Genomic DNA, 16582 nt, shown 5'->3' on the forward strand with positions numbered 1-16582 from the left:
CTTTTTAGACCGTAAAAAAGCGCAAAAATACATCGATAATGCCAGTCAAATGATATTACGAGCCGTCATCGGCCAGAGAGTCCTGTTACGACACACAGAACGATCGGAAAAAAGGAAACGTATTGGCAAATGACGAAGGAGAGTCCATTAGAAAATAATCGTACTCAACAAGATATATTGGCGAAAAAAGAAAAAAATAAGGAGGAAGAGGGGATAACCCTCTTCATTATTTTACCGTCGGCGTTTGGACATGATCACAGCCAGCACGATCACAACAACGGCAATGCCACCTACCATGAACAATACTTCCGTACTAATTCCTGGGCCACTGCCAGTATAAGGTGAAGTAGTGGTGATGGTGGTGATGGTGGTGATCATGCCCTTGCCCACAACATAAGACTGGACATCCGACTCATAAGTCCCTGAGGGTGTAGACACGGCCACCTTGAAGTAGACCTGAGTGCCCTCGCCAAACGGTGGAATAGTACCAGCCCAAGTGTTGCCGTTCTCGTTCCACATAGAATCTGAGTTCCAGTTCGTTCCGTCGGTGCTATAGAGGAGAGAAACCTCGTTGATCTGCTCACTCGTATAGATGTCACCACGAACCGTCACAGAATCACCGGAAGTGGGAACGTCAGGCTCGATACTGAATGCACCGAAGGTCACTGGTCCAAGACCACCCTGGACACCAGAGGCGGACACGTAGCTGACAAAGACCGGGTCCTGATTGACACTGTAGCCATCCCACTCGGGGAAGCCAATGCTTACCATGTACATGCTTGAGCTGAAGCTCCATGCAGCTGCCGACTGCCCAGAGTCAGACTCGAAGGCCGTTCGGAAGGTGCCCAGCGGGGTCGTGTAGCTGAGGACATCGTATGGTGCAGTCTTGTTCTTGCCCCAGTCATAGGTGACACCACCCATGATCATCTCGGCAAATTGTGCACCTGAGGTCTCAAGCTGGAAACGATCAGCACTTACAGTGCTCTCGCTGTCGGCAAAGGTACCGTTCGCCTTGAAGGCAAAGTCGGACATGCGGACCTCAGAGAAGTAGTTGAGTGCAAGACTGCGGTTCGCGAGATTGGCCCTGCCACCAAGCATGTCCACATCCCAGTTTCCGACATAGTTGTCAACCTTAATGATGGCCTCATTATTCAGACCGGTATCGGAAACATTTCCGTGGAAGTGGACAAGGAAGGACAGCTCGTCGATAGTGACCTTGGTCGGTCGCTCGTCAAAGCTTCTCATGTCGGTACCTGTGACTAGACTATCATACCAGCCCCAGTAGCCGTAGGAGGTGAACGGGAAGACGGTTCCGTTGACATCATGGAACGCAACGCCCCAAGTCACCTCATCTGTCAGATTGAGAGCCAAGAACCCTGAGGCATTGTAGTCGCCGTAACCTTCACCGGGAGTGACGAAACTGATAGAGCCTATCGAGTCAGGAATGAGGAAGTGCGTCAACTCACTTGACGAGGGATCGTTCACATTGACCGACATGACACCATCAGTGTTATTGTCCTCCCAGATCATCAGACCACTGTACTCGTAGTGGAGTCCGACATCTAGCCAATGAGTCACGTCACCGACCTGAGTACTGGTACCATAGTTCTGGTCAATGCCGAAGCTGAGCCACGTCCAAGTCTGCCCGTCCTCATCGTACCAGTCCCAGCCGTTGGCCTTAGCCTCTGCAATGACGTCTTCCCAAGTCACATTCTTGGCCATCCACGCGATGTCCCAATATCCAGCACGTGGCTCACCCCCACTGGTAAAGAGGGTCTCATTAATCGAGGCCATTTCAGTAGAATTGACTTGTGTGAGATTATCAGCATGGTACCAGAAGAAGCTCTGGTTCCACGAGTACGACCAGCTGAAGGTATCAATACCCATCCATGAGTTGATGCGCATCTCATCACCGTATTGAGTACCATTGGGATCCCAAGTGAGCCAGACATCCATGTGGTCCCATGTATGGTTCCACTGATCAGTCGAGTCATAGGCCTCTAACACGTAGTACTGATCATCGGTAGTATCGAAATTCCCATCGAGGTCAAGTGCTCCATTGGACGGGTCAGTTGCCCAGTTCCTGAGGCCCCACATCCCCCACTTCGGAGAACCAATGACAAACGAGTGGAAATTCTGGTACACAGTGCTATCAATCTCGTGAGGGCCATAGACATATTGGTATCCCCAGACATACACAAAACTCCGGATGGGAGTCATATTCGCAAAGGCTGTCACATTGACACCTTTGTACGTGAAGTTGTAAATGGGATAGTGCTCCCAAGGTTGGATATACATCGGGGTGGACGAAGTTGCATTCAGAAGCTTACGTGCCCAAGTATAGAAGGCATTATCATGCAACTTGTAGGTCTGGCCCTTGAAATCCATAAACAAGCCGGACCCAGCATTATATGCCTCGACCATAGTCACATTGATGACAGGTAAGATGTCGTAGTCACGAAGCTGAATCTTTGTTCCGTTGATTGCCCAGTAGTAGTACTCTGTATAATTGTCGTGGTACCAGCTGTAAGGATAGTTGAACCACGAATAGAATTCCGATCCATTCAGAGAGACCGCATAGATAGTCACCAAATAGGTATCATTGACCACCCAGGTTGTACCATTGAAGAGTGGATACAGATAGCAGGAATTGTTGTCATCCCAGAGGGGCTCTCCGGCTGTATCGGTATAATACCTAATTGTCTCAACTGGCTCAAACACCTGCTCACCAGTGAAAGTGCCAATCTGAGTGGTCGAACCGACCAACAGAGGATTCCAAGATATCGTGCCGTTGGCAACTATGACCTGAGCGTACACCTCGGTGACGCCATAGGTCACGCCATCAATGGTCGTGGTCATGTTCATGTCTTCGCCCATTACCGGATAGGCGGTACCATTGTAGATTAGCGATTTTGTGCTAGGAACGCGTCCGTCAGGCTGTATATGATCGAGATCATAGGAGGAACATGCTCCAGCCTTGGGGTAGGGCATCTCATGACGAACACCATTGCCATCTTCATAGAACCAGAATTGGTCCGGGCAGCAGGTCAACAGTACTGCGGGCTTGTTATTGTAGTCTCCAACAAAATACTGCTCTGGATAACTGACATATTGCCAAGCACCGTCAATAAAGATCATGTATCTGCCACTACTTGACTCGTATTGCAGCCTGTAGAGTGTTCCATTCGTATCCGTGAGATAGTAGGTCTCTTCACCGCTATCCCACCAGTATTCAGTGATATTGAGGAATCCACTGCCACCATAGCGGACGAACTGAGAAATTGGCATGCCAGTGAATTCTATATAGTCATAGAATTCAATCTGTGCATTACAGCCTTCGTATTGCCAATCACCCTGATGAACACCACCATTGATGTCAATCCAATAATAGCTCTCTGTGCCATTTCCATTCCACCAGCGACTCCATCTTTGAGCTGTCAAGAAAGACTCGCCGTTGTAGAGTGTCACATTATAGATGAAGATTGCATCAATAGAGGTCACAGGAATCTTGGTCCCATTCAGAAGTTTGTAATAATAGATGTCCTTCCCAGTGAACGGGTCAGTACGATCAAAGAAGAGTATCCGCTTGTGTGTCGAGCCCATTGCTGGATCGTAGGTGTCTATCGTAGTGATTGGGAGTTGTCGGCCATCAATGACAATGTACGGGGAATCCTGTCCCAGCATCAGCTGGGTGTCACCAGTCTTATTGGTGAACTGGTAGGCTAGCTGGTTGTTATCGCCCATGCTACCGGGATACTTATCCACATAGACAGGGGTGCCCAGATAATCGAAGGAATACACAGGCTTGAACTCCCATGAATAGACCTCATGGAGACCCCAACTACTTGTGGTGTCCTCATACCATGAATTGTTGGTAAAGGCAAAAGACCAATCATAGCTCTGGTCTGGAACGGACTCGCTCATGTTGATCAGAAATGAGACATAGAGGTTACCGTTCTCGGTCCATGCGCTAAAGTTCGAAGTAGTGCAAAAGACTGATGAGGTGATCCGCGTTTCGGGGCCCTGCGTTGGGATCCATTCGTGTTGCCATTGATGGGTCTGTTGGTTATAGTACCAAGTGGTCCAGTACCAACCCTCGGCCTCACCCCATTCCCAGACCGTATAGTTACCGAATTTGTATTCCCATGTACCAGTTGTGGAATTGTAGTCCTTATACCATCCAGTCTTGTTGACGGGTATGTAATCCCAATACTTGCCATAGGTCTGATTGTATTTTGTGGTATAATTGAATGCTGAGAATGTGGGGGTTCCATTCATTGTATAGTAGATCCTATAGGAGATATCAGTCCAGATTGATTCGTTTTCGGACCACGTTCCAGTATAGGCATTAAAAGCGACCTTGACACCATCAATGTCACTTGCGATGTCACTACCGCCCTGAAGTTCGCCTTTTATCATGAAGTCCTTGTTCTTGTCAACCTGGAAGAGCCAGCCCATCGGGGTTCGACCGTCAGCGGTCAACAACCGTGCGACGGTGACAGGACTCTCGATCGCAACTTGCTGAGCGAGCCTGAAATCGGAATCGCTTTGAAGCGGTTGATCACCACAAGTGGCAGGACCATAAGGATTGCCATCAGAACCAAGGACACTAGTTTCGAATCGCACAATGTTATCGTTTGAAGTAGGTGGCATATCTTCAGTGAAATGCCCGACAAAATCAACAACCAACTGGTGATTGATCTCAGTGGCTGTGCACAACGAGTAGTTCAACTCGTAGAAAACTGGCAAGTTAGGCGGGTAGGTGTCAGGAATAATAAATTCCGTTTCTCCTGGCTGATCAGGATTGTAATAGTCATAGGGATAGCCCCAGACGGAATAGCCATAGGTATCAGACCACGTATCCGAGGTCACGTTATATGTGAAGACGAGAAGTGCTGGAGCCCACTGAGTCTCCTCATAGAGAACTGGGTCATCTCTCTGAGTGGTCTCATTCCATTCCCATGACAAGCGGGTGACATTAATTTCGCGCCAGGTGTTGAAAGGCACCCACTGGTCAACCTCATGAACACCATACTCTTCCTTGTAGGTAGTGACCTCAACCGAGGCATTCCATACAAAGGTATGGAGCGTTGGATCGTATTCCCAACCACCAGTAGTGGTCACTGGCACACGATACCACGAAGTCTCATTAACTTTCGTGTTCATTCCATCAGGGAGTGGTAATGAGAGACGGACTATGCCAGTATTTTCGCCGGTGACATTAAATCTCATGATGAAATCGCCATTTCTACTGACAGAATAGATAGTATCACCTGTCAGAGAAAGCTTTTGCAGGGTATACGTACCACCAAAGGAGAATGTCCATGCCTCAGAAAGTGGAATACCGACGGAGATCCCTCGGAACTGCCAACCCGTCCCATAGTCGCCCAGCCCGAACGAATTCCCCTCATTGTCATAGACAAGCAGATCGAGGCTGTAGAGGCCTTCTGGCGCACTCTCGTTAAAACGGACTACAAAATTGACATGCTGACTGTTGACATCGTGGGAGGTAGAACTGCTAGCACTGTCAAGTTCGACAAAGGTAGGCGAGGGTGCATCGGGATTAGAACAACTACCATTCCAAATGGACGAATACACATTCCAGCTGAAGCTACTGCCCCAGATCTCGTATCTCAAATGAAAATCGGCTGATAAATTAACATTCTGGGACATATACCAACCTTGGATCTCTACAGAGGAAAGGGTAGCATTTTTACTGAAGAGATTGTTAGGGATCGTGACCGCAAAGACAAGCCACTGCCCATACACGGCGTAGTCATCTTTGCCGAACATTGTTCCATTTTTATAATAAATCTCGTATTTCGCTTTAGGCCCAAAGAGCCAGTTACGGTTCTCCCAGGACCATTGATCACTCGTGCTGTTGCTATCCCTGTTCCAGTCGACAAACGTTCCATTCGCCCCCATTGGTGCAGGTGGCTCAGGTGGAGGAGTCTTTTCCTGAGACCATGTGAACAGGGGTGTATCTACACTATGTGCAGAGGTTGGAGCTGTTGCAATTGAATTAGCATACAACATTGAAATCAGGAAGATAGTAACAGCAACTACAGACAGGATTTTTCTTACGCGCTCTGTGTGTTGCATTTTCGATCAGCACTCCTGAGTGTTATCAAGTCCAACTGCACGTAGGAGATAACTGTCGTCTATCGCAGCGGGTCTTGGGCGTGCAGCTTGGAAAATATGCACTCTGGAACTGATTATATATAATGTGATTTGCAAATATAAGATAATGTCCGATGAATCACATCATTCCTGTTTGAAAAATAGACAATCTGTTATATTCGATAAAAAAAGAGAAGAGGACGGGCACAAGGCCCGTCAGGTCTGACTACTTACTTGACCTTGCGCAACCGCAGAATAATGACGATCACCACGACCACTGCCACACCGCCACCTATGGCTATCAGGATCATGGGGTTCAGTTCACCTGGTAGGCCAGTCGTCGATGTAGTGGTTGGTAACGTTGTTGTTGTGGTCTCTGTAGCATCCTGAACTGTGTAGCTCAGTTGTGGAGAGTCGGTATACTTGCCACTCAGATCATAGGCTCGAACGTAGTACGTGACCACAGAGCCATCAGATTGTGCAGGGATAATTCCTTGATACTGACTGGTCGACACATTGGTCATAGATACCATGTTCCAAGACCCATCACCAACTTTGTAGTAGAGCGTGACATTCTGAATACCAGTGTCATCCGAGACCACAGCAGTGACGGTCACAGAGTCATTAGAGGTCGGATGCGCCTTGTCCACACTGACAGAGATCGTTGGTGGAGAGAGATCATCAGACACGACGTAGTAGAAGATATCGGACTGAGTACTCTGCCCAAGATTGTCAACTGCAATCACATAGTAGGACACATTGGAACCATTCGGCTGAGCCGGAATGAGGGCCCAATACGTGTTCGCATTAGCGGTCATGGAAAGATTGTTCCACGGGCCACCATTGACACTGTAGCGTAGAGTCACATTCTCAATAGTTCCATCGTCAAGTACGGTCACAGACACGTTCACACTATCTGAAGAGGTCGGACTTGTTGGAGTGATGCTCAGAGCACCCATCCCGGGTGGAGTATCACCCTCGGTCGAGAATCGATAGACCTGCTCATCAGATGTTGCAGTATTGCCATCGTTGTCGGTTGCCGCGACCGTATAGAACACGTATGTGCCAGGTGCCTGATTGGGTACCGTGTACGTGTATAGCTCTGTCGCGGACTGGTAGGTCATGTCAACAGTTGTTGGATGGCCACCGATGGTATATGTCAACTGAACAGAGGCAAGACCCGAACCACCTTCATCAGTGATCGAGGCATCGACTATGAGGACCTCATCACCACTGACCTCACCCTTACTCCCAGTCACCGAGAAGATGACAGGTGGCTGAGCATCGATGAACCGATAGCTCTGTGTGGAAGAGGACATTAGATTGCGGGCATTGTCGTATGCACGAACAATGTAGTACATGGTGTAGGCAAAGTTGCTTGCACGTGTCACATAGGCCTCATACAGGCCAAGTGTGGCATTGTATTCCATCCGTACAGTCTGCTCGGTATTGATGATGTAGATCTCCACATATGCGATGCCAGACGTACCAACATCTGAGACGTCGGCAGTGATGTGCGCATATACTTTACCAGAGTCTGATGCAAGGCCGAGTGAGGCAATGCTGGGGGCATCAGGGTCATTCCAGAACTTGTGTTGGAACGAACTGGTGCTGTTCATGTTCCCGGCATAGTCGTAGACCTCAATCCTACCATTGAAGGTGTAGGGAGTCGTACCGACCATCTCAACATAGCCAGTCCATTTCTTAGTCCCACTGTCAAAGGTGAGTGTCGTGTTCGCATTCAGATCATCAATGTTGACCAGTCGCACTTCACGAATACCCGAGCCGCCAGTATCAGTCGCATCCACTGTAACGTAGAGGCGCTCCTTGTTGTCCACAAAGCGCGTGACATTTGTCATCGATTGGATCTGTGGTGCAATCATATCAGTCACACCATTCGCGGACGAATATGACACAAAGACAGGATCCACTGTGACCGCATAGCCATCCCACCACTTGAAATCAATCAGTGTATAGAATTGGCTGGTCGAGATATCGAACGGGGTCACAGTTGTTCCGCCCTGAGAAGCATAGGCTGCCTCAAAGGCGTCAACTGGAACTGTCTGGGAGTCAACAATAGTATAGTTCGCACTCTTGTTCCTCGCCCACGAATAGTATGCGCCGCCCAAGTTCATCGAGGCTATCGAGTCAGTTCCAACTCCTAATGAGAAATTAGAAGACCCTACTGTCTGATTATTTGACACGGGTTGACCACTCTGATCAAAATAGGATGCATCAAGTATTGTGCCAGACTCGGACACCATCAGGACATCGGTATAAAACGCCATTCCTAGACTAAGCCCATCTAGTACGGACTTGCCACCGGGTGCATCAATGTCCCAGTCACCAACTGTCAGATTGAACTTCACCGTTCCGTTGTTCATGCCACCACCAGTATTGATGTGGCCACTGAACGCAGCACCTATACCAAACTCGGTGACATTCACCTGAGTTGGACGCTCTTCAAAGGTCATGAAGTCGCCAGTCTGAGATCCCGTGTACCAGTCCCAGTAGCTGTTCCCACCGAATGGAAAGGCCTTACCGGACACATTTTCAAAAGTCACACCAAATGGAACGGTTGCATTGACATCCCAGTAGACATCTCCTGAGAAACTACCGTTTGGAGTCGTGAAGACAACATCACCAAAATCAGTCGGCAACCAGTAGTGGGTCGCCTCGCTATCTGTAAGGTCGGCAGAATTGAAGTCCATGATGTCATTGGAATTGGTATCATTCCACGCAAACATTCCTGCATATTCGTACCAGACATCAACAGACATGAATGTACCATTTGACATCTCACTTCCGTAGTGCTCGGATAACTGCCACCAGACCCAGCTCCATTCTTGCGTATCCTCAATGGCCCAGTCCCAACCCTCATCGATGGCCTGCTGTTTGAGGTCATCAGAGGTGAAGTTCTTGGCCATCCACGAGATGCCCCAGTATCCGGGACGCGGAGCCCCCGAGGGGTCGAAGATGGTGCTATTGACATAGGTGTTGAACTCGGAGGGACTGAGAAGATCACCACTAGTTGCGTTGTACCAGTAGTAATTGTCAGCCCAGAAATACGACCAATTGACCGTCACCAAGCCTGTGTACGAGTCAACATAGAACTCGTCACCAACGGTCGTATTATCAGGCTCCCACTCGATTGAGACTTGCAGATACTGCTCGGTCACATTGTAACAGTCCGTGCTCTCATGAGCGCTCTTGACATAGAACTGGTCGTCAGTCGTCGTGAAGTTGCCATCAAGATCGAGGGCACCAGTCGCAGGGTCTATACCCCAAGATTGGACATCCCAAAGACCAAATTCCGGATTACCCACAACAAGCGAATACTGATCGCGCATGATTGTGATTGGCAGTGCAGCGTAGTCGTATTTGAGTGGATATCCCCAGACATTGTGAGCCTTGTAGATCATCTCATGAGATGATGTGACATTCCAATAGGTCACCCCACCATCGAGGGTGAAGTTATACCGTGGCATGTTGAAGTAGTTCCCCTTATCGAGATCGGGATCGTAGATCTCCAACTTCACGGTACCGTTGGTCAACACCACATAGTCATAATCAACTACCATATTATTGTAGTTCCAAGACTCCCAATACTGATTGTCAAAGTTCCAAATTGATACGGAATAATCTGTGTGATTATACCAAGTGCCTTCAAAGAGAAACTGTTCGGAGGTGCTGTTATAGACATCTGCAATGATTATCGTCACAGAGCTGACATCAGTGTCCACCCAAGTGACTTTAGAACCGTTCAAATCCCATGTGTACCAGTAGATAAGGTCATAGGAACCACGAGATTCATTGAACAATGTATAGTCATACGGATAGGGCATTGCAGTATAGAAGAACGTGCCATTTGATAGTGTCACGTTATAGAAATAGCCACGATCAGGACGGGTGTAGTTCATGACAAACCCATCAACTGTGACTACGTAAGGGGTGCCGTTTACATCATAGTTTTGAATCTCACCTGAGGTTTCCTCATCAGGAGGCGAACCTGTCGTGACCTCGATCTGGCCATCAGGGATGAACTCCCAGGTCACATTGTCTCTGTGACCATAGGAGACAGTCCAACCATTGAACTGCAGGTTGCGAATAAACAGCGAGCCATTGGCCATTGCTGTTAATGGATTATCTGAATCACCATAAGGCTGCCATGCATCAGGTCCTACACTGTACTTGGTCAGGTTGTAAATGGTACCATTCACAATTGCGTGATAGAAATCGTAGCTGTATCCATCAGTAGGATGCACATAGCTGCCCGCGTAGGTCACATTGGTCCATTGCCCTTCAAGCCGTACCAAGATGTCACTTGTCGTACCGTGCTCGAGTTCGTAGAAGTTATGGGTAATCGTACCGGGTTCTGGTAGCCACATCTTCGGTCCCAAGATATCCGTATACATGAAGTACTCCACTGTGTCGGAGAGAGCCAACACCTTTGTACCTTTATACCAACCCTCGAAGACATCTTGAGGCCAGAGAGTATTGAAGAACCAATAGGTTGAACTTCCGTTTACGTAATAGTATGCCTCACGATTATACTCAGGACAATAGCCCCACCAGACGTCAAAGCGCTGCCAAGTGGCATTCTCATAGATGACGTAGTGATCACCCACCCATTCTGGGTACGTGGCCATGAACAATGTCTTTGAGTCGTTGACAACAGATGCCAGACCGACCTTCATGAGATCGACGTAATCAAGTAGAACGTTGGTGGAGGACATCCAAATTGAAGGCGAGTCTACAACTGGAGAGCCGTTGATTGCAAACATGTACTCATATGCTGGATTGATGTGTGGATGAGTTACATTTTCTACAGCAAGGAACGAATCAAAGGGTGTCGTAATATTGTAGATGGGGACTTGCCGTCCCTGATGTGCATAGACTCGTGTACCGTTGGTCAATCTGTAGTAGTACTCCCAGTTGCCATTGTATTGATTACTATCCTCATTGAACGCAGTAGCATTCCATTCCTTGAAGAGAATGAACTGACGCTCATTACCGTCAATATCAGTTTCCGTGAAACGATCTACATAGAGTTTCTCTCCACCAATCACGATGTATGGCATTGTCTTAGTGTCAAGAAGCGAATCAGTATCGTTGTCACGCATGACAACAGATCGACGGGGAGTAGTAATGTAGACACGAGAACCATTCTCATAGCTGTGAACAAGACTATCGGTCCAGTCAAGGACAACGTGTTCACCCCAGCCTGCCTCATAGTCCTCCATCCATGTGAGATTTCCATAGTAGTAATCCCACTGCCACTCCATCTCTGGCATTAGAACCGTTGGAGTCACGTCAAAGGTGATACTGAGATCGTTACCGAGCACATTGTAAGTCATGTTACCAATATTCACATAGGACAGAGGCATGACCGTCTTATTGCTCTGATACATTAGTGGCTCAGTCGTCCAGTCATTGGCCTCAAAGTCCCAGAAGAACTCCTGCCAGTGCCATCCAGCGACGAGAACATATTGCCATTCCCAGTGACCGGGGAACGTCTCAAGATATTGCCATTGATAGCTATCACCATACACGTATTCTACCCGATGTGTCATATTATAGACAGTGACATCTTTGTAGCCATCGGGAGATATCTTCATCCAAATCTCTACTTGTGAGTCTTGAGACCATGAGTCAGGTCCTTCATCACCCCATTGATACTCCTGTCCACGAAGTACCAACGCTACTCCATCAATATCGTTCGCATAGGCTGCACCGCCTTGCAGGCGTGACTTGACAGTAAAGGTCTCTGCTCGCTGAGTGACGAACATCCATGATGGATCATACGGTTTGTTTTGATGCAGCAGACGGACGACCGCTATTGGTGAATCTATTGCCAATTCTCTAAATCGGTCATAGGCCGCCGCTTCTTCGGTGCTTGCAAAAGGCATCCATGCATACGGGATAAGGGTACGACCAAAGAGATCCATAACTAGAGTCTGGACTTGGAGCGGAGCAACATCACCGCCAGTTGGAAGTGCATCTTCAGAGATATGACCTCTAAAAGTGATGATATCATGAACGCCGTCCGTAGAGTAACCACTCGCACTGGCATTAAGCACATACGTTTCAGGGATACTCCCGTCAGAGGGGAACGGCTCAAACACTTGTGTAGGTTCAAGATGTCCACCCATGGAATCGTCAACAAAATGCATCTCTTCGTGATGGAGAAGATAACTAAAGGAGTTATTTGCAAACCAGTAGACCACAGCGATATGGAGCTCTGCAAACTCGGTCACAGGGTCACCACTCTGTGGATCAATATGTTGGTATTCAACCGTTGGGTCAAGCCATTCATCGACGGTTTCCCAATGAAGACCCCAAACTTGTTCTGTTGCCCTTACGTTAATTGAGGCATTCCAAAAGTAAGTATCTAGTGTAGAATCGTATTGCCATCCGCCAGTCCTGTTTACTACGCGGATATAATCACTCTCAATTAGTCTCTGCACATGAATCTTGTTTGGTAATCCAAACAGAAGTGTTGCATTATCAAGATAAGAGCCGCTGATAATGTAAGTGGTGTTGAAATCTTCGCCGCGGGTTGCTGAATATAGAATATTTCCATCATCATCAACACGTGACACTGAATAGTACCCACCAACCACGGCCTGCAGTGCTTGCTCAAATGTGATTCCAATTGCACGGACTGAAGTATCATCGTCATGACTCTCTGCAATCGGTACTAAACTGCTATCCACCGCCAAGGCATGGATACGATAAAGACCAAGTTCGGTACTGGAATTAAATCTCAGCTGGAACTGTGTCCAGATGTTTTGCTGACCAGGAAAGTAGCCACAACCTGCAGTATTGATCTCCAAGAACGGATCAAGCTCCGGACCAAACATGTCTTGCAAAGTCCAACCGGGTGGCAATGAGGGGGACACACTTGTTTCCATACTAGGACCAGAAGAAGGACCTGATTCTGAGCCGCTGGCAAAGGTTGCATTCTTGCTAGAATAGATCTGCCAGAGTCCAGTTGACACCTCAAAGACCCCCAAGAAAGAAGTTGTATAGGGAGCAGGTTCATAGGGGGCTCCTGACATCTTTGCCGCAACTTCTGTAAAGTTGACATAGGTACCCGTTATGATCACCGCGTAGGGGATCTTTCCACCTATAGCATTCTTTGGGATCTTGAGCAAAAAGTTCGTCCAGCCATCAATGCCAATTGTGTCATTTAGTGTAATGACTTGGCCGGTAGTAGCGTTGCTCACACTCCATGTAATGGTGGGACCAAACTCCCAATTACTCCATGATGAAGTGTCATTCCAGCTTTCACTAGTGGTTCCCTGATCCCATTCAACATGTGTATAATTCGGGGGAAGCGAGTCAGCCAATTTGTATGGTATTCGCGGAGGTGCATATACCATGTTTGACTGAGAATCTAAAGAATCATGTTGATTAATGGGAGGGGGGCCCATCAACAGTGAAAGTGTAAACAGACTAAGCATGAAGAGAGTAACTAGTTCGTGCTTTCGAATCACTTTCAATTCTCCTTTGATAACCTATTATTATGACCGAACCTTGACGAGAAACAAACAGGTTACATAGAGTTTCCACCCGTATGATCCTGTTGCGCTTGGAACGGAAACCTTAACCAGCGGACCTCTCAGGTGTCGGCGCATCAATATTAATGGTAAAGGCAGTCGAAATAATATAAGCATTGACTGGATGTAAAAAAGAAAGGTCGAACGAGCGTAAGCAAACGCCCGTCCGATAATTGAAAACCTATGGTGGATACATCATCATTTCGACTAATGGAGTAATATATGCCTCAATCATTGCGGCTATCAGCAAGAAGAACAGAATAAACAGATATGTACGCCAAAGCCGTCCGTCCGTGAGAAGGCTCTTTGTCTTGGAGGGAATCTCATCCCACCGCTCGGCCTGTACAGAAGGTGCAAGATCCCTTGCGATACGAATCGAGGCCGCAGCCGTAAAGAGAAATGCAGGGATCTCAATGACACCATGAGGAAATGTCTGTACAAAGAAGCGGACAGGATCACCATACATTGCATTTAACGCCCCAATACCTGCCAACCAGAGGGCGGTAGACAGCACCTCTGCAATGGCAAGAGACATGAGGCTAAATCGAATATAGGTGATGAGAAAGTCCTCGGACTTGACCTCTTCGCGATTAGCATAGATTAACCTGTAGAATCCAGCGATAATCATTGGCAGGATTATCAATGCGATGAGCGTGAACTGATCATCATACACGAAATATTCAATGAAAAAGAGTGTCAAGAGGGGTGGGAACCACCAACCACCTAGAGATCCTTTCGTACCAAGATTAAACAATCCAATAAGAGCATAGAGGCCAAAGAGGGAGCCTAGAATTATGCCTGCACGAGCACCAAGTTCTGCAGGGTATGGACCAAAGAACACTACACCATTGGCAAGATCGTAGTTGGTCCAAAAGAATGCTGCGATAGTACCAATTACTGCAAGGACCACTGCAATTTGTCCAATCCTCTTTTCTGAGGATTGTTTCTGAACTGCAATGAACCAGAGGACCAGTGACCAAAATACAGGACCAATCACTAACATAAGGAGGGTTCTAACAAGGTTATGCTCGGCCAATATCAAGAAGAGAGAAACATTCCAGCTCAAGATTAACTCAAGGCCATCAGGCAGACCTATCTCGATTATTAGGGAGTCAATCATGCTGCCAAGAGTCCCCGGATCCATGAGAAAGGAGAGAATGAACACACCTATCACTGATCCAATAATACCAAACACGAACATCTTGACTGCATCAATGACATCTACTGCATGCACTGAAAGAAGAGGCCCTCGTTCCTCTCCACTCTCTTCTCGCCATCGCTCGCGATACTCAAAGTAGTACATGACGAACAATGCTGCGGATATGAAAATGGGCACGTTGACTATGAACTCGTAAGCAAGTCGGTAGAGCATCTGTTCAGGCCCGCCTGTGGGAATCACAAGAATCGGACGCAGTCTGTTAAATAGAACCCCACCGAACTCTACATTTGTGACCACAGGACCGATCTGATAATCAAGACCTGGTAACATGAAGTAGCTGACCACAGACACCACAAATCCTGCGACCAGTGCAAAACTCTCCATGCCACCATTAAACCGATCCCTAACATAGTGGCCAACAACACCAGTAAGTATCATTATCCCGAGGGTAATAGAGAGAATTAACAGTACCCAGAAACCTGGAGTGATCGTGACCACATTATTTGCGGCTGAGGTCAATATAGAGTTCATCTGGTACGCTATGTCTCGGGGATACATGACCAGAATCCCTAATGCAGATGCCGCAGTATGAAGTGTGACACCAAGAATGGCTCCCACAAAGGCAAGGGCCATCAGTCCACCAGTTCCCAACGAGGCAACAAGATTCATAATCGACCTACGGATGTTCATCTCACGAATCTTTGAGCCAGCATTGTTTAGCGACTCAAAGGTGTTCTTGTACAAAATGACAGAAAACCGTTCTACAAGGGGCAGCATGATGATAGCAAAGACTATCGGCGGGAACGCCTGCCGCACTCCATCAATATAGTAGTTCACTAAATAGCCTATTGTATTTGTGGCCACTGCGTGAATTGCGTCCAAAATGAAAAATACAAAAGTCAGAAGAATATTGAGGCGGAAGAACCACCCGAGAACACCACGCATCATCTCAGACCCAATATCACGATCGCCGAGCTTTAGTCCTGCACCCTTGGCAATACGGTTCGATGCGGGATAGCCAAAACGGTAGATCCACGTCAGAAAGATAAGAACACATAGAATGTAAGCATCAGGACCGTGTAATGCCGGATTCAGATGCTGCGCGATATAGCTAGGGAGAGTACCAACGTATGCTGGAATAGAGGGCAGTAGTGTTGCCAACCCAATGATCAAGTAATCCTTCCACGCTGACGACCATGCTTGCTTTTGAACATCAGGATTTAGAGGGTTCTCAGGCACGCCTTCAAACGTGAGATGGTTGAGCCTATCCCTAAAACCACTGTAGCCGTCACTAACAGGCTCCTTTCCAACCAACCGCTTGATGATGTTGCTAAACTTCATCTTCAGAGGATCCTGAAGGGCCATCTTAAGAGCAAGGACCAGCATCCCGAACAATACTGCGAAAAACGAGATCATGATCCATGTTAAAAACTCTTGAAGGCCATAAGCAAACTGAAACAGAAATTCTGCGATGAAGAGCCAATACAGCGTGCTCAGGTCTACATGCGGATCGAATCCTGCAATTTGGTATACTGACTGGTACGAGAGTGCAAAGAGGAAAAATGTGACCGTCTTGAAGTATAGTAGAGCAATAAACGCCTCTACAAATCTATTTCGCCGGCCACGAAAGAACAGTAAGTAAGCCAGTGTAACGACCAAAGGCGGAACGAACTCGAATGCAATCGTGATGAGATTGAGATCAGCCATTGTGCATGTCACCTTTAGATTTAACTTACCTCAC

3 protein-coding genes are annotated in these 16582 nt (G+C 47.5%); all 3 read right to left on the reverse strand.

Going from position 1 to position 16582, the window contains the following annotated elements; genetic code table 11:
* Positions 1–231: 231 nt before the first annotated feature.
* The gene (locus K9W43_13840; GenBank protein MCF2138309.1) at positions 232–6102 is read right to left on the reverse strand and encodes a hypothetical protein; all 5871 of its coding nucleotides are present in this window, start codon (positions 6100–6102) and stop codon (positions 232–234) included.
* Positions 6103–6350: 248 nt separating this feature from the next.
* The gene (locus K9W43_13845; GenBank protein ID MCF2138310.1) at positions 6351–13505 is read right to left on the reverse strand and encodes a hypothetical protein; all 7155 of its coding nucleotides are present in this window, start codon (positions 13503–13505) and stop codon (positions 6351–6353) included.
* Positions 13506–13863: 358 nt separating this feature from the next.
* Positions 13864–16548 carry a stage II sporulation protein M gene (locus tag K9W43_13850; GenBank protein ID MCF2138311.1) on the reverse strand — a complete coding sequence of 895 codons (2685 nt, stop codon included), beginning with the start codon at positions 16546–16548 and terminating at the stop codon, positions 13864–13866.
* Between the last annotated feature and the right edge of the window lie 34 nt (positions 16549–16582).

It is taken from the genome of Candidatus Thorarchaeota archaeon, from assembly GCA_021498125.1.
Taxonomy (GTDB): domain Archaea; phylum Asgardarchaeota; class Thorarchaeia; order Thorarchaeales; family Thorarchaeaceae; genus B65-G9.

Bases quoted from the DNA above. Each gene is read 5' to 3' on its own strand.
- K9W43_13840 (MCF2138309.1), bottom strand. From the start codon at position 6,102: ATGCAACACACAGAGCGCGTAAGAAAAATCCTGTCTGTAGTTGCTGTT.
- K9W43_13845 (MCF2138310.1), bottom strand. From the start codon at position 13,505: ATGGTATATGCACCTCCGCGAATACCATACAAATTGGCTGACTCGCTT.
- K9W43_13850 (MCF2138311.1), bottom strand. From the start codon at position 16,548: ATGGCTGATCTCAATCTCATCACGATTGCATTCGAGTTCGTTCCGCCT.